Raw genomic sequence first — 24,814 nt, 5'->3', positions numbered from 1 at the left:
GGCTAAGCGTTGGCAAAAGCAGCCTTACTGCTTCTACTTAACTCGTGTTTTTTGCTGAGTGTATGTTGCACCTTTTCCGTTGTTTACTGGCGTTAGTTGGTTTCTTAAACTGCACTGGCACGGCTTGGGCACAAAACACTGCGGGCTACGGCGACTGGCAGCTGCATTTGCCCACCAACCGCCCTTTTCGCTTGGCCGACGCCGGCGACCGGGTGTACGTGGCCACTCAGAACGCCTCCTATTTTGTCGATAAGAACCTCAACACTACTCAGGTGCTCTCGCGCCGCGATGGGTTGAATGATGTGGGGGTAGCGGCGCTGGCCTACGATTCTGTGACCCGGCAAACGGTGCTGGCTTATGGCAACACCAACATCGACATTCTGCAGGCCAATGGCCGCGTTCGCAACCTCAACGACGTGCTGCGCAAGACCATTCAGGGAGCTAAAGAGGTCAATAACCTCTCTGTTGGGCGCGGCAAGGCTTATTTGTCGACAAGTTTTGGCTTGGTAGTTATTGACCTGACTAAAGTTGAGATTACCGACACCTATAGCAATATCGGGCCAGGAGGTACCACGGTAGCCGTTTATGATGCTGCCGAGGCCAACGGCGCATTGTTTGTCGCGACCTCAATAGGCCTCATGCGGGGTTTGCTCACCAGTAACCTATTGGATTTTCGCAGCTGGACCGTTTACCGGCCCGTCCCAATAGGTGCTACTCCAGGCCGCCCTATGTACAGCACCCTAACCGCCTATGCGGGACAGGTATACGCGGGGGTTGAAGGAACAGGTAGGGCCGTCTACAAATTTGTGCCCGCCAGCAGCCCTACTGGTGTGGGCTCCTGGCAAGCCGTGCCTAATACCTATACTGTGCAGTTCCGCCGGTTGCGCACAAGCAGCATCGGAGTTTTTATTGTCGATGATGACTCTGGCGTACGTCGCATTGACGTAGCTGGGGCTGTTACCACTGTAGTGCCGCCTACTCCCGGCACCAGCATTCTTGACGCCGTACGCGCCCGCGATGGCAGCTACTTCGTGGCCAATTTTCAAAACGGATTGCAGCGGGTACGGCCCGGTACCAACCAGCCGGCGGAGCGGTTCGTGGCCAACGGCCCAGAATCGAGCTTGGCTTTTAGTATTTTGGCTGATGCCCGCACCAACAAGGTCAATGTATTTACGGGAGGGTACTCGGAGCGCTACGCACCTACGGGGCTGCGGGCTGGGTTTTATGAGTTCGCCAGCGGGCAGTGGACCAATATTACGGCCACCGCTTTGCCGCGGGCAACGGATTATCCCAACCCAGTCAGCCCCTCGCGGGGTACCCGCACGCCCGATGGCACCCTGTACGTGGGGGCCAACGGGGGCGGGCTAATGGAATGGAAAGGCCCGGGCGACTTTCGCGTGTTTGGGCAGGGTACCCCGGCGGGCAGCCCGCTCATTGGCACTTTCGGTGACAGAAACCGGGTGGAAGTGACTGACTTGGCCGCCGATGCTGAGGGTAAGGTATGGGTGGTTAACCGACACCTAGCCGCCAATACTTCGGGCTTGTTTATTCTGGACCCGGTGGCCACCACGTGGCGAACCATTCCGTGGGTATTTGGGCTGGAAGCGCTGGAGCGCATCGCGCTGGACGATGCCGGGTATGCCTGGGTTTCAGTTTCGCGTAAAACTGACCCTACAAACGCTCCCTTGGGCATTTTTGCCATCGACCCGGCTCTTATCAACCCCAGCCCGCCCCGCTTCTTCACTACGGCTACTGGTTTGCCAGATAACCAAATCTATGAGCTTGCCAAGGACCGCCGGGGCAACATGTGGGCGGCTACCAGCAAAGGAGTAGCTGTGTTCAACGACCCGAATGGACCGTTTGACCCTGCTGCCCAGTTCGTGTTGCCGTACGTAACCCGGGGCGATGGCACCGGATTTCCGGCCTTGTATACTGAGCCCGTGCGCACCCTGGCGGTGGACGGCGGCGACCGCAAGTGGTTCGGGACCGATAATGGCCTCTGGCTTTTCAGCCCCGATGCCGACGAAGCCCTGCTTCATTTTACGACGGCCAATAGTCCATTGCCTTCCAACCGTATCGTGGACGTGAAGGTGAACCATAAAACGGGCGAAGTATGGGTAGCAACGGACGCCGGGGTGGTGGCTTATCGTGGCGCCGCCAGCATCACAGAGGGAGCCCCACAATGCGCGGCAGTTTCGCCCAACCCCGTCCGGCCCGAGTTCGCGGGGACCATGGGCATTACCGGGCTTGCCAATGATGCCCTGGTGAAAATTACCGATGTGGCCGGGCACCTCGTGTACGCCACCAAAGCCAATGGCGGCACTGTAACCTGGAACCTGACCAACCCCGAAGGCCAGCGCGTCCGCTCCGGGGTTTACCTCGTAATGTCATCGGATGCCGACGGCAAAAATACCTGCGTGAGCAAAGTGGCCGTACTGAGTAAGTAGTGTGCCGAGGGCTCAGCCGTTTGTGATCGGCCTGCGCAAGCACGGGCGAGCAGCACGTTGGTACAGTACAGAGCCAGCACCCTAACCTTTATGCTGATAAAAACACGGGGCATCGTCCTCAGCTATCTGAAATACCGCGAAACGAGCATCATTGCCCGCGTCTATACCGAGCGGCTGGGCGTGCAGAGCTACGTCGTGAATGGCGTGCGCAAAGCCAAGCCTCCCGGACGCATTGCCTTGTTTCAGCCCTTCACCCTGCTGGATTTGGTGGCTTACGTGGCACGGGGTAGCGGCGGGCTCACCCGCCTGTCGGAATTTCGGTGTTCTGAGCCCTTCAGCACGCTGCCCTATGAGGTGCAAAAGAGTAGCGTGGTGCTGTTTCTCTCGGAAGTGGTGGGGCGAGCAGTGCGCGAGGAAGAGCAAAACGAGCCGCTTTTTCACTTCTTACACGATTCCATTCTGGCTTTTGACCAGCAAACCAAGGGCAGCGAAAACTTTGCCCTAGTATTTTTGCTCGAGTTGTCCACGTACCTGGGGTTCGGCATCAGCACGGGGGCAGAACTGACCGACCAGGTTATTATGGCCGGCCACGCGGCCACTAGTAAGGGCGCTATTGGCCCGGCCACCCTGCGGCTGCGCGAGTTTGAAACCTACTTTGATGAGCTGCTACGTGACCCGGCCACGAGCACCATTCCCAACGGCCGCGTGCGTCATGAACTGCTGACTGTGCTCATTCGCTACTACCAACTGCACGTTGAGCAGTTGGGCGAAATTCGGTCGCTGGATATTTTGTCGCAAGTGCTTGCCGAGTAGAGTAGAAGGCTACTTAAAGTCCACCAATTCTACTTCGAAGCGCAGCACGGCGTTGGCTGGGATATCGGCGCCAGCGCCACGAGAGCCATAAGCTAGGGATGAAGGAATAAGCAGTACGGCCTTGCTACCGGCAGTGAGCATGGCAATGCCCTGGTCCCAGCCCGCAATGACTCGTCCTGCGCCCAGTGCGAATGCTATGGGCTCGTTGCCGTGCTTGGCCGAAGAGTCAAATTCTTTGCCCGTGGCCAGCACGGTGCCGCGGTACAGCACCCGCACCGTCTGCCCTTTTTGGGGGAGTGGCCCTTTTCCAGGACGGGTTACGATGTAGTAGGTGCCGCCAGCCGTTTTCTTCGCTACCAGCTTGTTCTTTTTTATATAGGCTTCAATCTGAGCGGCGTCCTGCGCTGTTTGGGCGACGGCCTGGCGTTGTACCTGCTCAGATAGCTGGGCTTTTATTTTTTCTGCCCGAGCAGGCATTTCCGACATGGGGAACAACTCTTGGGCGCTGGCCAGCACCACCATCGTATTGCCGCTCTTGCGAATAAAGAGGGGAACAGGCTGACGGAAGGTCTTGGCAAATAGCGAGTCGGCGGGGAAGCGGAATGAGGCGCTGTCGCCGGGCAGGAGGAGGCCCAGGGCTTCTTCCATGCCCCCCGGCACCGGCTGGGCCGGCAAGGGCACCGGCTGCGGGATAGGCTGCATTTGGCGCGATTTCATCAGCACCGAGTCGCGGCCGGTGCGAAATTCCAGAAATACGGTGAGTATTTGTCCGGCACGGGTAGCATAGGGTGCGTCGGTAGGGGCCAAGGTGCGCGGCTGGTAGCGGCCAGCGGCATCTTTCCTAAATAGGCGGTACTCGGTACCTGAAGGCAGGCGCGAGAAGCCAAGGGCCGGAGTTTGGGCGTGGGCCGACTGCAAGAGGACAAACAGCGCGCAAACGGCGCTAAAAAGTGGGTATCTCATCATGGAATTGCTGGCCGCGCGTTAGCGCACACTCACTACTTCTAGTTCGAATATTAGCTCCGTATTGGGGGGAATTAAGTAGCGGCTCTCGTCGTCGGGGTCCTGGACGCCTGCAGCGCCGTAAGCGTGTACGGCGGGTATCCATACTCTCACCCGCGAGCCTGCGGGCAGCAAAGGCAGCACTTCATCCCAGCCCGGAATAACCTCGCCCCGGCCTACCCGGAACCGAAGCGGGCTGCCCGATGCCGCGGTGGCATCGAAGAGGTGCCCGTCAGGCAGGAAACCAGCGTAGCGTATGGCCACACGACTGCCGGCAAGGGCCATCTTGCCCGTGCCGCGCTCATGAAACACAAAGCGCACCCCATTCCGCGTGTGCTGCGGAGTGAGGCGCGCCGAGTCGGAGCCGTGGGCGGGGGCACTGGAATTGGAAAGAACGGCTGGTTTGGTGCCAGGCTGGGCGTTGGCAGCCGAAACTGACAGCAGGAGCACCAGCCACAGGCTAAGCAAAAAAGTCCTGTAGCTGGCTGCTGGCTTCACCCGCATAAAACTGCTTAAAAAACGTCCAGCACTTCTACGTCAAACATAAGTGCCGAATCCGCTGGAATACGGCCAGGTTGGCCGCCGGAGCCATAAGCTAAGCGCGAGGGAAGCAAGAGCAACTTACGGTCGCCTTTGCGCATTAGCAGAAGCCCCTCATTAAAACCAGCCACAAGGCCAGGGCTGCCCTGGGTAAACACCGCACAGCCGCATTCCGTCCGGTTTTCACTGGAGTTATCAAAAACTGCGCCCGCTGGAAACTGCGAATTGCCAAACGAAGCCGGATAGCCTGTAGAACCGGGCTGGGCCCCGTTGCTGAGGAAGCGACCCACATAGCGTACAGTGACTTGCTTGCCAGCGGTAACCTGCGTGCCCTGTCCGGCCACGCTATCAACCACGTAAAGGCCCGATTCTGTCCGCCGTGCTTTGTTCAAGAGCCTGTTCCTTGTCAAAAAGTTGCGAATCGTGTCCTCGTCGATACGCTTCATCTTTTCGTCGTGCTCACGCAGCGTTTTCTGAAAAGTCGTTTCGGTATTGCAGCTCCACAGGGCCGGGGCTGCCAGCAGCAAGCCCAGAGCCAGTACCAAGTAACGTGAGTGCAGCAGAAGATTTTTCATGAAAAAGGAGATAAAAGGATTCCGGCCAACGGAGGCCCGAGCAGCTATGCCGCACCGCCCGTTGGCCGGAATTCAGAGGGATAAAGGCTATTGGATGTCAACCAATTCCACTTCGAAGCGCAGAGGCGCGTCGGCGGGAATGTCGGCACCAGCGCCGCGGGTACCGTAAGCCAGCGACGAGGGGATGAGCAGAATAGCTTTGCTGCCTTTGTTCAACTGGGCAATGCCCTGGTCCCAACCGGGAATCACAGCGCCCTGGCCAAGGGGGAAGTCAATGGGCTTGCCGGCTTTGTCCGACGAGTCGAACAGCTTGCCGCTCAACAGCGTGCCGTTGTAGTTCACGCTCACGGTCTGGCCGGGCTTGGGCTTGGGGCCGGTGCCGGGCTTCAGCACCTGGTAGTAAACACCGGAAGGCAGCTTCTGCACGGTCAGGTTGTTTTTCTTCACGTACTCCTGCAGAATGGCGTCGTCCTTTTTCAGCTGAGCAACTACTTCGGGCGCGGCTAGTGCTTTCGCCTGGGCGTCAGCCTGCTCTTTCATCTGCTTGGCATACTCGGGCGAAGCCATGCGCTGCTTCATTTGGGAGGCCATGGCGCGCTTCTGCAGCTCGGGCTGCATGGCTTGGGCTTCTTCCTGCGTGATGAGCTTGGGTGTGGTGGCCACGTACATCATCACCACGTTGCCGCCACGCTTCAGGAACGGGGGCACGGGCTGGCCCGAGCTGGGCTTGATGAGCGAGTCGACCTGGAAGCGGAACACGCCGCTGTCGCCGGGCTGCAGCAAAGACAGGGCCTCGTCGGGCGCACCTTTCTGCTTTATCTCCTGCAAGGGCAGGGGCACAGGCAGGCCTACATCGCGACGGGTGTTTTGCAACACCGAGTCCTTGCCGGTGCGGTACTGCATGTTGCCCAGCAGGAACTTGCCCACCCGGTCCTTGTAAGTCGGGTCGCCATCGGGGTTGATGTCGCGCCGCTCGTAGTCGTTACCGACTTTCTTGAAAATCTTGTACTCGATGCCAGATTTGGTTTTGGCAAAGTCACCGCCGTCTTTGTTGCAGGCCGTGAGAGAAGCGAAGCCCAGCAGGCCGGCCCCCAGGGCCAGCTGCCGCGCAGAGCGGGAGGAAAAACGCATGAAAATAAAAGAAGTGAAGAATCAGAAACTGTTCAAAGTTACACCACTGGCGGCGCTACAACAGCGGGCACGCCCGTGAGCTGCTCCTTGTACTCGGGCAGGATGCTCAGAAAGCGCTCTACCGTTGCATCAAGCGAGAGGTAGCTGATGCCACCAGAGGCGTTGTGGTGCCCGCCGCCATCGAAATGCCGACGAGAAAAGTCGCTCACGGAGAACTTGCCCACCGAGCGGAAAGAAATTTTGACGGCCACGCCGCGGTCAATAAACACGGCCGCAAAACGGATGCCCTCGATGCTCAAGGCGTAGTTGACCAGGCCTTCGGTATCGCCGGTTTTGCTTTGGTACTGGCGTAGCTCGTCCTGCGTGATGGCGATGTAGGCCGTGTTGAACTCACGGTTCACCACCAGCTTGTCCTTCAGCACAAAGCCCAGGAAGCGGAGGCGAATCTCGGAGTGCGAGTCGTAGATGAGGCGGTGCACCGACGAGAGGTCGATATTGACCTTCAGCAGCTCGGCAATGATGAGGTGCACATTGCGCGAAGTGCTGGGGTGCCGAAACGAGCCCGTGTCGGTCATGATGCCTGCGTACAAGGCCTCGCCAATGCCCTTGGTGATGAGGTCCTGGTCGCCGAGGTCGCGGATGATTTCAAAAATCAGCTCCGCCGTGGCAGCGGCACTGGGCACCGAAAACACGATGTCGGCAAAATCTTCGGGCTCCTGGTGGTGGTCGATGAGCACCTTGGTGGCCGCGGCCTGGCGCACGTACTCGCCCAGCTCGTTGATGCGGCCCAGGCAGCTAAAGTCAAGGCAGCAGATGACGTCGGCGCGGTTGACGAGGTCGCGCACCTGACGGTCGTTCTGGCGCTTGTCGTACACCACAACTTCGTCGTTGCCCTCCATCCAATCGAGGAAGGCCGGGTAGTCGGAAGGGGTAACTACCGTGACGTGGTGGCCTTTTTGCTTGAGATAACCAGCCCAGGCCAGTGACGAGCCCAATGCGTCAGCATCAGGCTTGTGGTGGGTGGTGATAACAACCTGCTGGGGCTGCGCGAGCAACGCCTGCAGGGCGGTGATGGAAGTGGACATCGACAACGTGAATGGCCCGAAAAGGAACTAAGGGCCGGTGGCTTACGAATAAAGGGGGCGGCAAAAGTCGGAAGAAATCCGTTCTTAACAACGCGCGCCCCCCGGAAGGTTCGGTTGGACTAGGCCAAAGCTCGGCTGCACTCGGCCAAGGAAAGCGTTGGGCTTTATGGCTACTTTTGCCCTACAATAAAGTTTTCAACCAACCCCTCCAGCCCAACAAATGGCCACCAACCGCACATTCACGATGATTAAGCCCGACGCCGTCCAGGAAAACCACATCGGTGGTATCCTGCACATGATGGAAGAAGGCGGGTTCCGAATCGTGGAGCTCCAAAAATTAAATCTTACGCCTGAGCGCGCCGGCCAGTTCTACGCCGTGCACGCCGAGCGTCCGTTCTACAACGACCTAGTAAAGTACATGTCGAGCGGCCCCATCGTGGCTGCAGTGCTTGAGAAGGACAACGCCGTAGCCGATTTCCGCACCCTCATCGGCGCTACCAACCCTGCCCAGGCCGCCGAAGGCACCATCCGGAAGAAGTACGCCAAGAGCATCGAAGCCAACGCCGTGCACGGTTCCGACTCCGACGAAAACGCTCAAATTGAAGCAGACTTCTTCTTTGGCTCGAAGTAATTCGTGCGCTGATAATCAGCTAAAAGCCCGCACTGCGCATTGCAGGGCGGGCTTTTTCTTTGTGCCAAATTCTGACTTTTTTTGTACCAATTTTGTATTGTCGAGCTTAGTTTATCGGCTGAAACCAATGCGTCCCGTGGTCTTGTTTTCGGTGATAAAGTCGGTTTTATCGCGGTTGTAGAGGTCGGCGAGGGAGGTGGCTTCCGTGACGGGCTCCGTTTGGCCAAGGGAAGTGGCCAGCGCCTGGGCTTTCTCTTTGTCCAGGGCTTCGAAGCGGTAGGAGGCAATCAGGCGGCCTTTGCGGAGCAGGGCTTTGTCGATGCGGGCCAACTCGGCATTAAAGGTGCAGATGATTTGGATGTGGAAGCCGTCGGAGAGCAGGCCGTCGGACAGGTTGAGCAGGTTGCTCACGGCGTTGCCGCCGTGGCCGTCGCGCTTCGCCAGTAACTCTTCGGCATCCTCAATGAGTAGGATGGAGTTGGTGTTGTCGTGCAGCAGGTTGATGAATTCCGGGTCGGCAATGCGGGTGGCCAGGTTGGGCGGAATAAACAGCTTGGGCTTGTTGGTGAGGCCGCAGAGGTGGCGGATGTAGCTGGTTTTGCCGGTGCCGGGAGGGCCGTGCAGGATGATGATGCCTTTCTCATCGGGCTGCTGCAGGCGCTTCAGAATGGCTTCGTGAGCGGGCAGCAGGTCGTCGTTGTAGTGGGTGGCCAGGTCCAGCGCCGGGATTTTTATGGGCAAAGGCGAAAACTCCAGTTCGCCAAAGGAGAGACGCAGCACCTGAATACGCTCGTGTTCGAGTTGTCCGGCATCGAGCTCGGCGGCCAGCAGGGCTTGCACCTGCGCCAGCTGGGCCGGGTCGGTTTGGGGAGAGAAGAACAGCTGGCCCGCCCGGTCGCCGTAGGTGCCGCGCTCGTAGAACCACAGCAGCAAATGCGGCGCCAGTAGCAGCGCGTAGTGGCTGATGTCGGGGGCTTTGCCTTTCTTCTCCAAGTACACGGCGTGCGCCACGGTGGCCTGCTCCAGGTCGTAGGTTTCCGCCAAGGCAGTGAGAATGGTCTGCCGGGCTGCGGCGTTAGCCAACTGGTAAATCTCGCGGCGCGGCAACACGCCGAACGCGGAGTAGAACCAGGATACCGGTTGGAAATACCCGTCTCTTTCGAACGTTTGGGATAAGTCGGGGGTGGCCACTGCTGGCAAGGATGTCTTCATGCCGTTGACTGTCATTTTCAAAAATACACTTTACAGGGCGGAAAACAACCCCCATGTATGGGCTGATGGCACAAAGCGCATCCTTGCCGGGTATGCCCAGCAGTGGGAATGAGGCGCTACCCCGAAATAAGAGCCAACCAAAAAGCCTCGCTGATGACGAGGCTTTTTGGTTAGAGTAAGTAGGGTTGCCCGATTCCGGGCCACGGCTTTGAGCTATACTTGCTCCATCGAAAGCAGACCCTCGGGCTCCACTTCGGCGGCGGGCTGGTTGCTGTGCTTGTGCTTGAAGAGGAACACAAACAGCACGGCAATGACCAGGGCATAGCCGGCAAACGTGAGCCAGATGCCCTGCCAGTCCTTGGCGCCGCTGGCATCTGTGAAGTATTCCTGAATGATGAGACCACTCAATGAACTGCCCAGCACGGCCCCGAAACCGTTGGTCATCATCATAAACAAGCCCTGCGCGCTGGCGCGGATGCTGGGCTGGGTTTGGGTTTCGACGAACAGGGAACCGGAGATGTTGAAAAAGTCGAATGCCATGCCGTAGACGATGCAGGAGAGAATAATCATCCACAAGCCGTCGGCGGGGTTGCCGTAGGCAAACAAACCAAAACGCAGCACCCAGGCAATCATGCTGAACAGCATCACTTGCTTGATGCCAAAGCGCCGCAAGAAGAAGGGGATAGCCAGAATAAACAGCGTCTCCGAAATCTGCGAGATAGACATGATGATGGCCGGATAGCGCACCGTCAGGGTGTCGCGGTAGGCTGGGGTCTTATCAAAATCGTGCAGAAACGTGTCGCCGTAAGCATTGGTGAGTTGCAAAGCGGCGCCCAGTAGGAGCGCAAACATGAAGAAGGTGAGCATCTTGCGGTCGCGCAGTATCGCAAACGACTTGAGGCCCAGGATTTCTATCAGGCTCTGGTTGGAAGTAGCGGTGGATTGAGGCGGGCACTTGGGCAAGGTGAAGGAGTAGAGGCCCAGTACGAAAGCGGCGGCGGCAGCCACGTAGAACTGGCTGGCCGATTTCTCGATGCCCAGCAGGCTCACCGTCCACATGGCCACGATGAAGCCAATGGTGCCCCATACGCGAATCGGGGGGTAGTCTTTCACCACATCAAGGCCTTCGGTTTTCAGCACCGAAAACGATACGGCGATGGAGAGCGACAGCGTGGGCATGTAGAAAATCATGTTCAACAGTATCACCCAGAAGAACGTGGTGGGATTGTCGACCAACGGAATGGAGAGCAGCGTCAGCCCGCCCAAAACGTGCAGGATGCCGTAAAGCTTCTCCGCATTAATGTACTTATCGGCCACAATGCCCATGAGCGAAGGCATGAAGATGGACGCAATGCCCATGGTCGAAAAGATGGCACCAAACTGCGCGCCCGACCACTGCTTCGTCTGAAACCAATACGCTCCAATCGTTATCAACCACGAGCCCCAAATAAAGAATTGTAAGAAACTCAGTATTATGAGGCGCAACTTAGTATTCATGCGAAGTCGGGATAAGAGGAAGGTGGGAATTAGCCGATAAAGATACACGCCTTCCTGCCAGAAGTGACAAGGGAATGCCGCTAAGGCGGTAGTGAGCGGTTGCCGACGGGGTTGCAGCTGTGCGTGAATCGATAAGCTGGCTGCAAAGCGGTTGGCCGCGGGCACGCCAAGGTAGAGAAATACGTGCTTTGGCCCTGGCCTTTTTGGCTGTTGGGGCAAAACAAAAGCCCCGGCCAATGAAGGTCGGGGCTTTTGTTTGAACTGCTTTGTAGCTGCCGTCGCAGTAGTTACGCTTGGTAGCTGGGCGAGAACGTGCCGGCGGGTTGCCCGTCGGCGGTGGGGTAATCGATGTACCCTTCGGGGCCGGGCGTATAGAGCGTGTCCGGGTTTAGGGGAGCCAAGGGAGCGCCGGTTTTGAGGCGCTCTACCAGGTCGGGGTTCGAGATGAAGGGCTTGCCAAAAGCGACCAAATCGGCGCGGCCGCTTTGCAGGGCTTCTTCGGCGCTCTCGGCGTCGTAACCGCCGCTCAGGATGAGCGTGTTCGTGAAAAGGCGGCGGATGGTGTCCACCGTTTCGGCTGGTACGGCGGGGGCACCCATGCTGGAGTGGTCGACAAGGTGCACGTAAACGAGACCAATTTTCTGTAGCTCCTCGGCCAGATAGGCGTAGGTTTCGTCCATTTCGGGGTAGTGCGGCATGTCAGCATCCACGCCCCAGGGCGACAAGCGAATGCCGGTGCGCTCGGGCCCGATGGCCTCGGCCACGCCGCGGGCTACTTCGAGCACGAAGCGGGCGCGGTTTTGCACGCTGCCACCGTATTGGTCAGTACGATGGTTGCTGTGGGGGTTCAGGAACTGCGAGAGCAGGTAACCGTTGGCGCTGTGCACTTCCACGCCGTCAAAACCGGCTTCGATGCTCAGCTTGGCGGCTTGAACGTACTCGTCGCGCAAGCGGGCCAACTCATCAGTCCGGATTTCGCGGGGTGCGGTGTGGTCGAGCAGCTGCTGCTCGTCGGTCCACATCTGGCCTTTGGCCGTGATGGCTGAAGGCGCCAGCACTTCGGCGCCAGCGGGCAGGTTCAGGCTGTGGCCAATGCGGCCGGCGTGCATGAGCTGCAAAAAGATGTGGCCGCCGTGGTGATGCACTGTTTCGGTGATGCGCTGCCAGTTGGTGACGTGCTCCTGGTTGAACATACCGGGAATGCGGGCGTAGCCCAAGCCATCGGCCGAGGGGGAAGTGCCTTCTGTGATGATGAGGCCGGCTGTAGCGCGCTGGCGGTAATACTCGGCCATCAGCTCGTTGGGCACGTTGCCCAAGGCGCGGCTGCGGGTAAGCGGGGCCATCACAATGTGGTTGCTGAGCGTAGTCGGGCCCAACTGGGTGGGTTCAAACAGTTTCTTTGACATAAAGTAGAATGTAAGGTCCGGGGGAATGAGAGCCACGGTAGTGAGTTAATGAAACGCGGGTAAAAACCAGGTACGTACACGAATTGTTTGGTGTTCTTGGCTTGTGCTCGTCTGCGTTCCTTAACTCGACTTCTCCTAGCAAACAAAAGCCCGTTTCACAGCGTGAAACGGGCTTTTGTGATTTTTCAGATTCGCGCAGATAAATTTTGCGCAAGTCGGTATTACATGGGTGTGGCTTCAGCGAAACGCTTGTTCACTTCATCCCAGTTGATGAGGTTGTAGAAGGCCGCGATGTAGTCGGGGCGGCGGTTCTGGTACTTCAGGTAGTAGGCGTGCTCCCACACGTCGAGACCAAGCACCGGCAAACCCTTGCAGCCCGAGTCGGGCATGAGCGGGTTGTCCTGGTTAGGCGTCGAGCAGATTAGCACCGAGCCATCGGGCTGCTTGCACAGCCACGCCCAGCCTGAGCCAAAGCGCGTGGTGGCTGCCTTGGTGAATTCTTCTTTAAATTTATCGTAGCTGCCGAAAGCCGAGGTGATGGCTTCGCCGATGGCACCGCTGGGCTGGCCGCCGCCGTTGGGCGACAGGATGGTCCAGAACAGGGAGTGGTTAAAGTGACCACCGCCGTTGTTGCGTACGGCCGCTGGGGCCTTGGCAATGTTGTGCATGATTTCCTCGATGGACTGGTTTTCCATCTCGGTGCCCGTAATGGCGGCGTTCAGGTTGGTAACGTAGGCCTGGTGGTGCTTGCTGTGGTGGATTTCCATCGTCTGGGCATCAAACGTGGGTTCCAGGGCATCGTAAGCGTACGGGAGTTTGGGGAGTTCAAAAGCCATAATTGACAAGGGGTTTGGGTTGGTCAGGAGTGTAAAAATGATATCAGGGACTAAAACAGCCCAACTAGGTATCTAGTTACGGCCGTGGTCCCCTCAAGTTCAAAAGTAGATTTATTTCCGCTTCAAACTAAAAAACTCCTGCATGAGCGTGGCGCACGCTTCGGCTTTCACACCGCCCCGCAGCTTTGTGCGGGGGTGCAGCAGCTGCCCGTGCCGCCGAAAGCCCACTTTGGGCTCATCGGCTCCGAATACCACGGCATTCAGCTGAGCCCAATAGCTAGCGCCAGCGCACATTACACAGGGCTCGATGGTGACGTAGAGGGTGCAGTCGGCCAGGTATTTATTGCCGAGGTAATTGGCAGCGGCCGTGAGGGCCAGCATTTCGGCGTGGGCCGTTACGTCGCGCAGCTGCTCGGTCTGGTTGTAGCCCCGGCCAATAATCTGCTTCTCGAACACAACGACGGCCCCAATGGGAATTTCATCGGCGGCCAGGGCTTTTTCGGCCTCGGCCAAGGCCTGGAGCATGAAATAGTCGTCGGTCATGTTTAGGCGTTCAGGCCTTTGTGGGCATCGCTATATCGGGCAGCCTCGCAATGAAAAGCGATTACTTCAGCGCAATGGCGTTCATCACGGCCTGAGCTGTGGGCTGCCACTGCGCCTGCTCATTGGCCGGCGCCACGAAAGTGAAGACGTATAACTGCTGGCCCTGAATGGCATATTGCACCGCCTGATACTTTTTTATGGGCGCCAATTGGCTTGTGCGCCCTCCATCCGATACGGTAGATACAAATTCAAAATACATGAAATCGCGCCCCTTCACGGTCCGGATATCTTCTTGTAGAAATTCAACCTTAGAGTACAGGCGTTGAATGCTGGCCTTATAAATCTTCAGCAGCACGGCATAGTCCATGCTCTCGAAGGTGGTGGGGCGCACGGCTACGCTATAGTCGACGCGGCCGCTAGGGTTGGAAAACACCGCCAGGGGCTTGCGTGGCGAGGGATATTTTACGGCAATGCCATCATCGGGCAGCGGGGCAAAGGTGGCCGGCACGCCCACGCTCAGGCCCGAGGCCAGCTTGGTAGTGGTAAGCTTGAGAGGAGGAGCGGAGGCGGTGATGCCGACAAAAAGCAACAGAAACGAAAGAATCTTCATAGCAGGCAGAAACGATGCGGGGATAAAAGTAGTGCCACGACTTTTGGTCGTGGCACTGCGAAGAGTACTCTGGCTTAGCGGCGCTTCACTGCGGGGTATTTGATGCGCACCTTCTTCCAATACACGTAGTTGCCGGTTTTGGCTTCTACCAAATAGGTGCCGGCCGGAATCTTGCCCAGGTCTACCGGAGCGCCGGTGCTGCTGACCGGGTCCAGGTCGGTTTGGTACACCACCTTGTTTTTGTAATCGGTCATCACCAGCGTACCGGGTTTGGTGAACTGCTGGGTAAAGCTCAGCAGAATGCTGGTAGAGTTCGGCTTGGGATACACGTCGATGCCAGAGAGCGTTTCGATGCGCTTGATGGGGCCGTCGAGCGTAACATCACCCGAGCTCTTGGATTTGACGACCGTGCCCGACTCGTCCGACTTGCTTTTGGTTTTGACTTTGGTTTGCGCCTGGGCGGAACCAGCAAACAGCAGCACCGCTGCGAGTGCGAATGAGGGGAGGAGTTTCATGAACAATTGAAGGAATGAGAAGACAAAGGAACGCACTTGCTGTCGGCCTTTGCATATCCCGTACCAAAAATGGCGGTTCGTTCCGCCGTGGTTGCTATTGTTGGGTTGCCTACTTAGGCTGAGGGGCTAACTTTGCCCAAAACCCTCTTGCCATGCTCCGTACCCACACCTGCGGCGAACTCCGCCCCGAACACATTGGTCAAACCGTTACGCTTTGCGGCTGGGTGCAGCGCACCCGCGACAAAGGCGCCATTCTCTGGATTGACCTGCGCGACCGGTACGGCCTCACCCAAATTGCTCTGGAAGAAGGCGTAGAAGCCGAAAACGTGCGCGAAACCGCCCGCCACCTGGGCCGCGAGTTTGTGCTGAGCGTGACCGGAAAAGTGGTGGAACGCCATTCCAAGAACGACAAGATGCCCACCGGCGGCATCGAAATTCGTCCCACGGAGCTGACCGTCCTCAACCCCGCCAAGCTGCCGCCCTTCCTCATCGAAGACGAAACCGACGGCGGCGACGACCTGCGGATGAAGTACCGCTACCTCGACCTGCGCCGCACGCCCGTCCGCAACAACCTCATGCTGCGTCACAAAATGGCGCAGGCCGTGCGCCGCTACCTTGACGGCCAGGAGTTCATCGAAGTGGAAACGCCGGTGCTCATCAAGTCGACGCCCGAAGGAGCACGCGACTTCGTGGTGCCCTCCCGCATGAACCCCGGCGAGTTTTATGCCCTGCCGCAGTCGCCCCAGACGTTTAAGCAGCTGCTCATGGTGTCGGGCTTCGACCGCTACTTTCAAATCGTGAAGTGCTTCCGCGACGAAGACCTGCGCGCCGACCGCCAGCCCGAATTCACGCAGATTGACTGCGAAATGGCGTTCGTGACCCAGGAAGACATTCTGAATACCTTCGAAGGCCTCACGCGCTACCTGTTCAAAGAAATCAAGGGCCTCGACTTTCCAACCGTGCCCCGCATGACCTACGCCGACGCCATGCGCCGCTTCGGCAACGACAAGCCCGACACGCGTTTCGCCATGGAGTTTGTGGAACTCACCGACATCGTGCAGGGCCAGGGGTTTCCCGTCTTCGACAACGCGGGCTTAGTGGTAGGCATTAACGCTGCTACCTGCGCTCACTTCACCCGCAAACAGCTCGACGAGCTAACTGACTTCGTGAAGCGCCCGCAAATCGGCGCCACAGGCCTCATCTACGCCCGCGTCGAAGCCGGCGGGATGGTGAAGTCTTCGGTTGATAAGTTCTATTCGCAGGAAGAGCTACAGCGCTGGAAAACTGCTTTCCATGCCAGTGAAGGTGATTTGTTGCTCATCATTGCAGGCGAGCCCAACAAGGCCCGCAAAGCCATGAGCGAGCTGCGCCTGGAAATGGGTCAGCGCCTCGGTCTTCGCAACAAAGAAGACTTCTCACCACTCTGGGTAGTCGACTTCCCCTTGCTTGAATACAGCGAGGAGGAAAACCGCTATTTCGCCATGCACCACCCTTTCACCTCGCCCAAGCCTGAGGACTTGGCCCTGCTCGACTCGCCCGAAACCATCGGCCAGGTCCGCGCCAATGCCTACGACCTCGTGATAAATGGTGTGGAAGTAGGTGGCGGCTCCATCCGTATCCACGACCGCGCCGTGCAGGCCCGCATGTTTGGCCTGCTTGGCTTTAGCGAAGAAGAAGCTAAAGCCCAGTTTGGCTTCCTGCTCGACGCCTTCGAGTACGGTGCCCCGCCCCACGGCGGCATCGCCTTCGGCTTCGACCGCCTCTGCAGCCTCTTTGGCGGCGCCGATTCTATTCGCGACTTCATCGCCTTCCCCAAGAACAACTCGGGCCGTGACGTGATGATTGACTCGCCTTCGCCAATTTCCAGTGCGCAGCTGAAGGAACTTAGTATCGCCACGGCGGCGGTGGCAAAATAATGCTGTGATAGTTATTAAATAAAAGTGGCGACTGAGGAATCAGTCGCCACTTTTATTTAATAACCCATCCTGTGCTTTTATCGAATTCCTGTCGTTCTTCCGGCGTCATTCGATTCCGAAATAGTCGCACACTATAGCCACCTATTAGTTCGCCATTTCTAGTGTAATTCCAGTCAGCAACGCTAGCAGTATCAAAAGCTACTTTGTCGCCTTGCTTCACCTCTTTGGTGTATTCAGGCATATTGTCCACAATGCCATACCATTTCCCACTCTCGAGTGTGGGTTCTCCTAGCCAGATGTATTCTTTTTGTTCGCCGTCGGTAAAAGGCAACTTAACAGCAAAGTTGTAAGAAGAACTATCGTGATGTTGCACAGCGTCTAAAAACTGCGGTAGCGTAGCACGAGCTGTCCTCATGGTTGCGAGCATTTCGGGGTCATCAGCTTCGACATCGTATACTCTGCTTGAAGCGGCCGTGTCATCAGTGTTACAGGAACTAATGAACAAGCTTGATGAAAGGATTAAAGCAGTTATTAGGCGCATTAAGTCGTGAATTGAAAAAAGAGCCGGCACTTTGTAGGGCCGGCTCTTTTTTTATTGGAAGTATTCTAGAAAATTTAAAAATTCCGCTCGCCCGTTTCGCGCTTGCCCAGCATCACTGAGCCTACCATAGCGGCCAGTAGCAGAATTGAAGCTAATTCAAACGGGAGCGCATACTGTTGGAACAGCACCATTCCCAGGCGGTCTACCATGCCAATTTGCGAGTCAAAGCTGGCCGGGTCGTAGCCGGCTGGGTTGATGTCGCGCATGGCAGCTACCAGAATCAGCAGCAGCGAACCGCCGGCGATGGCGGCAGCGAACTTGGCCAAGGCAGGCTTGTGCGGCTCGGTTTCCTCGTTCAGGTTCAGGAACATAATCACGAATAGGAACAGCACCATGATAGCACCAGCGTACACGATGATGTTCACGGCAGCTAGGAACTGCGCGTTCAGCAGCAGGTAGTGACCCGAGAGCGTAAAGAACGTGAGGATGAGGAAAAGCACGCTGTGCACTGGGTTTTTGGCCAGTACCACGCCCAGCGCACTCAGCAGGGCTACAAACGAGAGAAAAAGAAAGAGAGGGGACATAAAATCAGGTTAGAGCACCACGCTTAAAGACCGTCATGCAGAGCGCAGCGAAGCATCTCGCGTGCAATGGTAACTCAATCGTTCAACAAAGCGAGCGAGATGCTTCGCTACGCTCTGCATGACAGGTAGCTAGGCAGTCTGCATCTGAGCCCGTAGCTTGTCGGCTTGCTCCGGAGTGAGCTGGATGCCGCGCTTTGAGCGGTTATCCGGCGTCACGGGCTCTACCAGCCGGTCTTTGCCATAGATGAACTCGTCGCGCTCGAAGCGCGGCGGGGCCATTTTGTCGGCTTGCAGATACACGGCGGCTTTGGGGCAAGCTTCTTCACACAAGCCGCAGAAGATGCAGCGCAGCATGTTGACTTCGTAGCTGATGGCGTACTTCTCCTCACGGTAGAGGTTTTCCTCGCCCTTCTTGCGCTCGCCGGCAACCATGGTGATGGCTTCGGCAGGGCAGGCCACGGCGCACAGGCCGCAGGCGGTGCAACGCTCGCGGCCGGCTTCATCGCGCTTGAGCACGTGCAGGCCCCGGAAAACGGGGGAGAAGGGACGGGTCTCGTCGGGGTAGCGAATGGTGACTTGCTTCTTGGTAGCGGCCCGGAAAAAGTGCCGCATCGTAATGGTGAGGCCCTGGAAAATAGCCGGCAGGTAGGCCCGCTCGGCCAAGGTCATGGGCTTCTTTTCGAGAACTTTGGCGCGTTTGCTTAAGGATTCCATAGAATTTCTGTCATGCTGAGCTTGCGAAGCATCTTATCACGTTCGCAAAGCCGCTGAGGTAACTTATTCTGACGAAGGAAGCGGAGATAAGAGGCTTTCCCGCGTCAGCATGACAAGCAAGTTATTTGATTACGCCGAACGTAATCAGGCCGCCCGTCAGCAGGATGTTGAAGATGGCCAGGGGGATGAGAATCGTCCAGCCCAAGCGCATCAGTTGGTCGTAGCGGAAGCGCGGCAAGGTCCAACGCACCCACATAAAGAAGAAGATGAAACTGAAGATTTTGGCGAACAAGCCCACCACGCCAAGGATGGTGATGATGTTTTGGGCCGTCACCAGCTCCAAGCCCTGCGACGATACCAGCCAGTTGCGCAGCTCGTATTGGAAAGGAAAATTAAAGCCGCCGAAATACAGCACGCTCATCACGGCCGAAGCCACGAATACGTTGATGTACTCCGCAAACAGGTACAGGCCCATTTTCATGGAGCTGTACTCGGTGTGGTAACCGCCAATCAATTCGGTTTCGCACTCTGGCAAGTCGAAGGGCGTCCGGTTGGTTTCGGCGAAGGCGCACACGATAAAGATGATAAAGCCCAATGGCTGCTTCATCACGTTCCAATTGAAGATATCGTTCCATACAAACGGCGCATCCGAAGCCTGCTGAAAAGTGATTTCGCGTAGCGACAGAGTATTGGAAATCATCAGCACGGCAATCAGGGCGAGGCCCATAGCGATTTCGTAGCTGATGTTTTGCGAGGCAGCGCGGATGGCCCCGAGCAGCGAGAACTTGTTGTTCGAAGCCCAGCCGCCAATCATGATGCCGTAGACGCCCAGCGACACCATGCCGAACACGTAAAGCATGCCGACATTGATTTCAATGCCCTGCAGGTGAATGATGTTGTCGCCAAACTGCAGCACGTTGCCGAACGGAATAACCGCCGACGACATGAGCGCCGTAATCATTGCCAGGCAAGGCCCGAAAACGAACAGCGCCCGGTTGGCACCGGCCGGGAAGAACTCCTCTTTGGTGAAAAGCTTCACGGCATCGGCCAGCGGTTGCGCCAAACCAAACGGCCCCGCGCGGTCCGGACCAACCCGGTCCTGCAGGAACGCGGCGATGACGCGCTCGGCATAAGTAGAATACGTGGCAATCAGCAGCGAAACGCCGAAAACTACCAGAACGACGAGGCCTTGCCAGGCCAGGGGTGGAAAATCCATAGAGGAATTGTCATGCTGAGCTTGCGAAGCATCTTATCACGTTCGCGCCGCTCGGGGTAGGTATGGTTTCTGGCGAAGGCAGCCGTGATAAGATGCTTCCTTCGTCAGCATGACAGTCGATTTAATTAGCCATTGATGCCGCCCAAGCGGAGCGGCGGGTTGCGTTCCAGTTCGCGTGTAGTGCTTTCGGGCAAATCCAGAATCACCTGCGGGTTCACCACAGGCAGTTCGTAGTGGTTGGCCGAGATAACCGAAGCGCGGTTGATGTGCGCTGGTCCTTCGAGCACCCAGTCAGCAGTTTCCTTTTTGTCGAAGCGGCAGGTGTTGCAAATCCACTCTTTCACTTCGCCATACTGGTCTTTGCGAGCCGTTACGCGGAGTACGTCCTTGCCTTTGTACCAGAGGGTTACTTTGCCGCAGCACTTCTCGGTTTCGCAGTCGCGGTGGGCGTTCACGGGCTTCGTGAACCACACGCGCTGTTTGAAGCGGAAGGTTTTGTCGGTCAGCGCGCCCACCGGGCATACGTCGATGACGTTGCCGCTGAACTCGTTGTCGATGATGTTTTCGATGTAAGTGCCGATTTCCGAAGCATCGCCCCGGCCCAGCACGCCGTGCACGCGCTCGGGGGTAAGCTGGTCGGCGGTGTACACGCAGCGGTAGCACAGAATGCAGCGCGTCATGTGTAGCTGGATGAGCGGGCCGATGTCGATTTTCTCGAACGTGCGGCGCTCTTCTTCGTAGCGGGTGGTGCTCACGCCGTGCTCGAAAGCAAAGTCTTGCAGGTCGCACTCGCCAGCTTGGTCGCATACCGGGCAGTCGAGCGGGTGGTTGATGAGCAGCATTTCCACGATGCCTTTGCGCACGTCCATCACCTGCTGCGAGGTCGTGTTTTCAACCACCATGCCGTCTTGCACCGTCGTGATGCACGAGGCCACCAGCTTGGGCATGGGACGTGGGTCTTTGGCCGAGCCGGCCGCTACGCGTACCAGGCAGGCGCGGCATTTGCCGCCGGTGCCCTTAAGCGGGGTGTAGTAGCACATGGCGGGCGGCACCACGCCCCCGCCAATCTGGCGGGCCGCGTTAAGGATAGTGGTTCCGTCCGGAACCTCTACCTCAATGCCGTCGAAGGTTATTTTAGCCATTGTATAGGAAGATAATCGTCAGGGATATTAGGCCAGCACTGGGGCGCCGCGGTACGCCGCGCCGGGCATGGTGGCCTCTTTAGGATTGGTCACGTGCCACTCAAACTCGTGGCGGAAGTGACGCACGGCCGCAGCTACCGGCCACGCCGCGGCTTCGCCGAGCGGGCAGATGGTGTTGCCTTCAATCTGCTTGGCCACGCTCACAATCAGGTCGATGTCGTGCATCGAGCCGTGGCCGTGTTCGAGGCGGTGCAGTACTTTTTCCAGCCAGCCCGTTCCCTCACGGCAGGGCGAGCACTGCCCGCACGACTCGTGGTGATAGAAGCGGCTGAAGTTCCAGGTGTTCTTCACGATACACGTGGTTTCGTCCATCGCAATGAAGCCGCCGGAACCCAACATAGTGCCCGTGATAAAGCCGCCGTCGGACAGCGACTCGTAGGTCATGAGGCGGTTTTCGCCGGCAGCGGTTTTCAGGATAAGCTCCTTGGGCAGAATCGGCACGGACGAACCACCGGCCACTACGGCCTTCAGGTCGCGTCCTTTCCAGATGCCGCCGCAGTACTCATCGGAGTAGATGAACTCTTCCACCGGCACACCCAGCTCTATTTCGTAAATGCCGGGCTTATTCAAGTGGCCGCAAGCTGAAATCAGCTTGGTGCCCGTGCTTTTGCCAACACCCAGCTTGGCGTATTCGTCCCCACCATCGTTCACAATCGGAACGACAGCCGCAATGGTTTCCACGTTGTTTACCACCGTAGGGCGAGCGTAAAGGCCCTGCACAGCAGGAAACGGCGGCTTGTTGCGCGGGTTGCCCCGCTTGCCTTCCAGCGACTCCAGCAGCGCGGTTTCCTCTCCGCAGATGTAGGCGCCGGCACCGGGATGCACGTGCAAATCGAGCGAGTAGCCCGATCCGAGAATGTTCTCGCCCAGGAAACCGGCTGCATAGGCCTCAGCAATAGCCTTCTCCAAAATACGCAGCACGTACAACAACTCGCCGCGGATGTAGATATAGCTGGTGCGCGCGCCCAAAGCGTAGCTGCCCGTAATCATGCCCTCGATGAGCAAGTGGGGCAGTTTCGACATCAGCTGACGGTCTTTGAAGGTGCCAGGCTCTGATTCGTCGGCGTTGCAGACGAGGTAGCGTGGTACGCCTTCGGGCTTGGCCAGGAAGCTCCATTTCATGCCCGTGGGGAAGCCTGCGCCGCCGCGGCCGCGAAGGCCCGACTTCTTCACTTCTTCCACCACTTCCTCAGGCGTCATGGTTTTGAGCGCCTTCTCCACGGAGCGATAGCCCCCGTGTTTGCGGTACACGTCAAAGGTTTCGATGCCTTCTACGTTTATATGTTCAGTTAATAGCTTGCGGCCCATAGTGGTAAGCGTTGTGCTGATGGCCAGCCGATTAGTAGTTCTTTAAGGAGTTGGGCAAACCCGTTTCTTCCCATGGTAAGATGGGGCGGTGCACCAGACTCTTCAATTCGTTCAGCATGGCGTCCACCGCTTCGGGCGTGTCCAGCTGCTCGTAGTATTTCTCGCGCACTTGCACGATGGGGGCAAAGCCGCAGGCGGCCAGGCACTCCACTTCTTTCAGGGTGAAGGTACCGTCGGGCGAGGTGCCGCCCACTTTGGCACCGGTAATGCGTTCCAAGTGCTCAGTCAACTCATCGGAGCCGCGCAGCATGCAGGGACCCGTACGACAGATTTCCAGCACGTGCTTTCCTACCGGCTTGAGGTTGTACTGCGTGTAAAAAGACGATACCTCGTACACTTCAATCGGCTTGATTTTCAGCGTTTCGGCCACCAAGTCCTGTACTTCGGGGCTCACCCAGCCACCGAACTCGGCTTGCGCAATGTGCAGTATCGGCAGCAGGGCCGACTTGCTCTTGTCTTCCGGATAGTGCGTTAGCAGGCGCTTGATTTCTGCTTGGGCGGCGGGGGAAAATTGCGGTTTGGTCGGCGCGGTGGTCGGCTCCATATTAATCAGATTCACAGAAAACTAGGCGTCTAGCTCGCCAGCGATGACGTTCATGGACGAGAGAATGACAATGGCGTCCGACAGCGTCGTGCCCACGGCCATCTCCGGGTAAGCTTGATAATAAATAAAGCACGGCCGGCGGAAGTGCAGGCGGTAGGGCGTGCGGCCCCCGTCCGAAATCAGGTAGAAACCCAGCTCGCCGTTGCCGCCTTCCACCGAGTGATATACCTCACCAACCGGGGCGTCAATCTCGCCCATGATGATTTTGAAGTGATAAATCAGGGCCTCCATGTTCTTGTACACTTCCTGCTTGGCGGGCAGGTAGTAGTGCGGGGCATCGGCGTGGTAGGGGCCTTCGGGCAGGTTTTCCAGCGCTTGCTTGATGATGCGCAGGCTCTGCCAAATTTCCTCGTTGCGGACGATGAAACGGTCGTAGGTATCGCCGTTGGTGCCAACAGGGATGTCGAACTCGAAATCTTCGTAAGAAGAATAAGGGTTCATGGCGCGCACGTCGTAGTCCACGCCCGCGGCCCGCAAGTTGGGACCGGTGAAGCCGTAATTCAAGGCCTTTTCCGCCGAAATCGGGCCCACGTTCACCACGCGGTCCATGAAAATGCGGTTGCGGTTGAACATTGACTCGAACTCCTTCATCACGGCCGGGAAGGTCTTGAGCCAGTCGCGCAGCTTTTGCAGCGCTACGGGCGAGAAATCCCGCTCCATTCCGCCCACACGGCCCATGTTGGTGGTCAGGCGCGAGCCGCACACCTCCTCGTAGATTTCGTAAATTTTCTCGCGCTCTTGGAACACGTACAGGAAGCCGGTGAAGGCTCCCGTATCAACACCGAGAATTGAGTTGCAAATCAGGTGGTCGGCAATCCGAGCCAACTCCATCATAATCACGCGCATGTACTGCGCCCGCTTGGGCACCGTCACGCCGAGCAGCTTCTCTACCGTCATGTGCCAACCCATGTTGTTGATGGGCGACGAACAGTAGTTCATCCGGTCGGTGAGGGGCGTGATTTGGTAGAACGGGCGGCGCTCCGCGATTTTCTCAAATGCGCGGTGGATGTAGCCGATGGTGGGCACACCAGACACAATCCGCTCGCCATCCATTTTCAGGATGTTTTGGAAAATGCCGTGCGTAGCCGGGTGCGTAGGGCCCAGGTTCAGCGTCGTCAGCTCCTGGCTGAAGTCGTTGAGCAGAGGCATGAGTTGGCCTTGGCGCTGCGCGGCGGCCTCCTCGTGTATTTTATGGGTGCCTTCCAGCGTGTCGTTTACTGCCATGATATAGTAATCAGGGGCCTAGCGGCCGAAAAACAGGTCGGTTTTATCTTCGCGAGTACCGTCCTCAAGCGGATATTCGCGCCGCATCGGGAAGTAGTCCATGTCCTCAACATTGAGGATGCGAATGAGATTGGGGTGGCCGGTGAAGATGATGCCGAAGAAGTCGTAGCACTCGCGCTCCATCCAGTTGGCGGTGGAGTAAAGGTCCGTCAGGGTCGGCACCACCGGGTCGGCGATGGGGAAGAAGATTTTAATCCGCAGGCGGATGTTCTGCGTCAGGCTGTGCAGGTGGTAAATCATGCCCAGCTCCTTGCCCTCGTTCTCCGGGTAGTTTATGCCGCACATGGTGGTCAGGAAATGGAATTTGATTTCCTGGTCCTGCTGCAAGCCGGCGATGATGTCGTGGATGCGCTCCCGCGTGGCGGTCACCGTTAGCAGGCCGTAGGGTTCCTCCACATCGGTGAAAGTGCCCTCGCCAAATAAGCGGGTGAGCAAATCCAGTACCCGCGCGTTCTGGACCTTAGTGGGGTCTTCGGCAACTGGAGCTTCGGGAGCGGCGGCAGATTCCTGAGGATTCATTTATTAGCTGTTTTAGCTGTTAG

At 57.6% G+C, this 24,814-nt stretch carries 25 protein-coding genes; 4 read left to right on the top strand and 21 right to left on the bottom strand.

All coding sequences use genetic code 11. The features are described 5' to 3' along the window. Positions 1 to 62 precede the first annotated feature (62 nt). Positions 63 to 2,447, top strand: a complete 2,385-nt coding sequence (locus tag ACP7AJ_RS15875; protein WP_426061188.1) for a ligand-binding sensor domain-containing protein — start codon at positions 63 to 65, stop codon at positions 2,445 to 2,447. A gap of 90 nt (positions 2,448 to 2,537) precedes the next feature. Next, positions 2,538 to 3,260 carry a DNA repair protein RecO gene (recO, locus tag ACP7AJ_RS15870; protein ID WP_426061187.1) on the top strand — a complete coding sequence of 241 codons (723 nt, stop codon included), beginning with the start codon at positions 2,538 to 2,540 and terminating at the stop codon, positions 3,258 to 3,260. 9 nt (positions 3,261 to 3,269) lie between these two features. On the opposite strand, the gene ACP7AJ_RS15865 is transcribed toward recO, so the two are convergent. The 5 genes from ACP7AJ_RS15865 to ACP7AJ_RS15845 all read right to left on the bottom strand — a co-directional run bounded on the left by ACP7AJ_RS15865 (position 3,270) and on the right by ACP7AJ_RS15845 (position 7,593). Further along, positions 3,270 to 4,226, bottom strand: a complete 957-nt coding sequence (locus tag ACP7AJ_RS15865; RefSeq protein ID WP_426061186.1) for an FKBP-type peptidyl-prolyl cis-trans isomerase — start codon at positions 4,224 to 4,226, stop codon at positions 3,270 to 3,272. A gap of 18 nt (positions 4,227 to 4,244) precedes the next feature. Continuing rightward, positions 4,245 to 4,712 (bottom strand): FKBP-type peptidyl-prolyl cis-trans isomerase, encoded by a 468-nt coding sequence (locus tag ACP7AJ_RS15860; protein WP_426061185.1) that lies wholly within the window; start codon positions 4,710 to 4,712, stop codon positions 4,245 to 4,247. A 62-nt stretch (positions 4,713 to 4,774) separates the two neighbouring features. After that, positions 4,775 to 5,377, bottom strand: a complete 603-nt coding sequence (locus ACP7AJ_RS15855; protein ID WP_426061184.1) for an FKBP-type peptidyl-prolyl cis-trans isomerase — start codon at positions 5,375 to 5,377, stop codon at positions 4,775 to 4,777. 87 nt (positions 5,378 to 5,464) lie between these two features. After that, positions 5,465 to 6,508, bottom strand: a complete 1,044-nt coding sequence (locus tag ACP7AJ_RS15850; RefSeq protein ID WP_426061183.1) for an FKBP-type peptidyl-prolyl cis-trans isomerase — start codon at positions 6,506 to 6,508, stop codon at positions 5,465 to 5,467. A gap of 38 nt (positions 6,509 to 6,546) precedes the next feature. After that, positions 6,547 to 7,593, bottom strand: a complete 1,047-nt coding sequence (locus ACP7AJ_RS15845; RefSeq protein WP_426061182.1) for a DHH family phosphoesterase — start codon at positions 7,591 to 7,593, stop codon at positions 6,547 to 6,549. Between the two features lie 220 nt (positions 7,594 to 7,813). Between ACP7AJ_RS15845 and ACP7AJ_RS15840 the strand changes: the two genes are divergently transcribed. Further along, positions 7,814 to 8,224: a nucleoside-diphosphate kinase gene (locus tag ACP7AJ_RS15840; protein ID WP_426061181.1), complete on the top strand. Its 411-nt coding sequence runs from the start codon at positions 7,814 to 7,816 to the stop codon at positions 8,222 to 8,224. Positions 8,225 to 8,335: 111 nt separating this feature from the next. On the opposite strand, the gene ACP7AJ_RS15835 is transcribed toward ACP7AJ_RS15840, so the two are convergent. The 7 genes from ACP7AJ_RS15835 to ACP7AJ_RS15805 all read right to left on the bottom strand — a co-directional run bounded on the left by ACP7AJ_RS15835 (position 8,336) and on the right by ACP7AJ_RS15805 (position 14,843). Continuing rightward, entirely contained in the window at positions 8,336 to 9,436 is a 1,101-nt protein-coding gene (locus ACP7AJ_RS15835) for an AAA family ATPase (protein ID WP_426061180.1), read from the bottom strand. Between the two features lie 213 nt (positions 9,437 to 9,649). Continuing rightward, positions 9,650 to 10,933 carry a nucleoside permease gene (locus ACP7AJ_RS15830; RefSeq protein ID WP_426061179.1) on the bottom strand — a complete coding sequence of 428 codons (1,284 nt, stop codon included), beginning with the start codon at positions 10,931 to 10,933 and terminating at the stop codon, positions 9,650 to 9,652. Positions 10,934 to 11,220: 287 nt separating this feature from the next. Further along, positions 11,221 to 12,339: an alkene reductase gene (locus tag ACP7AJ_RS15825; RefSeq protein ID WP_426061178.1), complete on the bottom strand. Its 1,119-nt coding sequence runs from the start codon at positions 12,337 to 12,339 to the stop codon at positions 11,221 to 11,223. Positions 12,340 to 12,560: 221 nt separating this feature from the next. After that, positions 12,561 to 13,175 carry a superoxide dismutase gene (locus tag ACP7AJ_RS15820; protein ID WP_426061177.1) on the bottom strand — a complete coding sequence of 205 codons (615 nt, stop codon included), beginning with the start codon at positions 13,173 to 13,175 and terminating at the stop codon, positions 12,561 to 12,563. A gap of 111 nt (positions 13,176 to 13,286) precedes the next feature. Next, positions 13,287 to 13,718 (bottom strand): nucleoside deaminase, encoded by a 432-nt coding sequence (locus tag ACP7AJ_RS15815; RefSeq protein ID WP_426061176.1) that lies wholly within the window; start codon positions 13,716 to 13,718, stop codon positions 13,287 to 13,289. A 61-nt stretch (positions 13,719 to 13,779) separates the two neighbouring features. After that, entirely contained in the window at positions 13,780 to 14,328 is a 549-nt protein-coding gene (locus ACP7AJ_RS15810) for a hypothetical protein (RefSeq protein ID WP_426061175.1), read from the bottom strand. A gap of 74 nt (positions 14,329 to 14,402) precedes the next feature. Then, positions 14,403 to 14,843, bottom strand: coding sequence for a T9SS type A sorting domain-containing protein (locus ACP7AJ_RS15805; RefSeq protein ID WP_426061174.1), 441 nt, complete (start codon positions 14,841 to 14,843; stop codon positions 14,403 to 14,405). Positions 14,844 to 14,995: 152 nt separating this feature from the next. Here ACP7AJ_RS15805 and aspS point away from each other — a divergent pair, with 152 nt between their 5' ends. Then, positions 14,996 to 16,759: an aspartate--tRNA ligase gene (gene aspS / locus ACP7AJ_RS15800; RefSeq protein WP_426061173.1), complete on the top strand. Its 1,764-nt coding sequence runs from the start codon at positions 14,996 to 14,998 to the stop codon at positions 16,757 to 16,759. Positions 16,760 to 16,811: 52 nt separating this feature from the next. On the opposite strand, the gene ACP7AJ_RS15795 is transcribed toward aspS, so the two are convergent. The 9 genes from ACP7AJ_RS15795 to ACP7AJ_RS15755 form a co-directional block, all read right to left on the bottom strand. Then, positions 16,812 to 17,186, bottom strand: a complete 375-nt coding sequence (locus tag ACP7AJ_RS15795) for a DUF2314 domain-containing protein (protein ID WP_426061198.1) — start codon at positions 17,184 to 17,186, stop codon at positions 16,812 to 16,814. A 188-nt stretch (positions 17,187 to 17,374) separates the two neighbouring features. Beyond that, entirely contained in the window at positions 17,375 to 17,884 is a 510-nt protein-coding gene (locus ACP7AJ_RS15790; protein WP_426061172.1) for an NADH-quinone oxidoreductase subunit J family protein, read from the bottom strand. Positions 17,885 to 18,013: 129 nt separating this feature from the next. Continuing rightward, a complete protein-coding gene (locus ACP7AJ_RS15785; protein WP_426061171.1) occupies positions 18,014 to 18,598 on the bottom strand; it encodes a NuoI/complex I 23 kDa subunit family protein in 585 nt (194 codons plus the stop codon). Between the two features lie 121 nt (positions 18,599 to 18,719). Further along, on the bottom strand, positions 18,720 to 19,814 hold the full coding sequence (gene nuoH / locus ACP7AJ_RS15780; RefSeq protein ID WP_426061170.1) for an NADH-quinone oxidoreductase subunit NuoH: 1,095 nt from the start codon (positions 19,812 to 19,814) through the stop codon (positions 18,720 to 18,722). Positions 19,815 to 19,939: 125 nt separating this feature from the next. After that, positions 19,940 to 20,956 (bottom strand): 2Fe-2S iron-sulfur cluster-binding protein, encoded by a 1,017-nt coding sequence (locus ACP7AJ_RS15775; RefSeq protein WP_426061169.1) that lies wholly within the window; start codon positions 20,954 to 20,956, stop codon positions 19,940 to 19,942. 27 nt (positions 20,957 to 20,983) lie between these two features. Next, positions 20,984 to 22,324, bottom strand: coding sequence for an NADH-quinone oxidoreductase subunit NuoF (nuoF, locus tag ACP7AJ_RS15770; protein WP_426061168.1), 1,341 nt, complete (start codon positions 22,322 to 22,324; stop codon positions 20,984 to 20,986). Positions 22,325 to 22,355: 31 nt separating this feature from the next. Beyond that, positions 22,356 to 22,928 carry an NADH-quinone oxidoreductase subunit NuoE gene (nuoE, locus tag ACP7AJ_RS15765; RefSeq protein ID WP_426061167.1) on the bottom strand — a complete coding sequence of 191 codons (573 nt, stop codon included), beginning with the start codon at positions 22,926 to 22,928 and terminating at the stop codon, positions 22,356 to 22,358. 21 nt (positions 22,929 to 22,949) lie between these two features. Beyond that, on the bottom strand, positions 22,950 to 24,137 hold the full coding sequence (locus tag ACP7AJ_RS15760; RefSeq protein WP_426061197.1) for an NADH-quinone oxidoreductase subunit D: 1,188 nt from the start codon (positions 24,135 to 24,137) through the stop codon (positions 22,950 to 22,952). A gap of 93 nt (positions 24,138 to 24,230) precedes the next feature. After that, positions 24,231 to 24,791, bottom strand: a complete 561-nt coding sequence (locus ACP7AJ_RS15755) for an NADH-quinone oxidoreductase subunit C (RefSeq protein WP_426061166.1) — start codon at positions 24,789 to 24,791, stop codon at positions 24,231 to 24,233. Positions 24,792 to 24,814 lie beyond the last annotated feature (23 nt).

This window comes from Hymenobacter sp. B1770 (assembly GCF_049896385.1).
Taxonomy (GTDB): Bacteria; Bacteroidota; Bacteroidia; order Cytophagales; family Hymenobacteraceae; genus Hymenobacter.
This window is presented reverse-complemented; position numbering and strand designations above follow the sequence as displayed.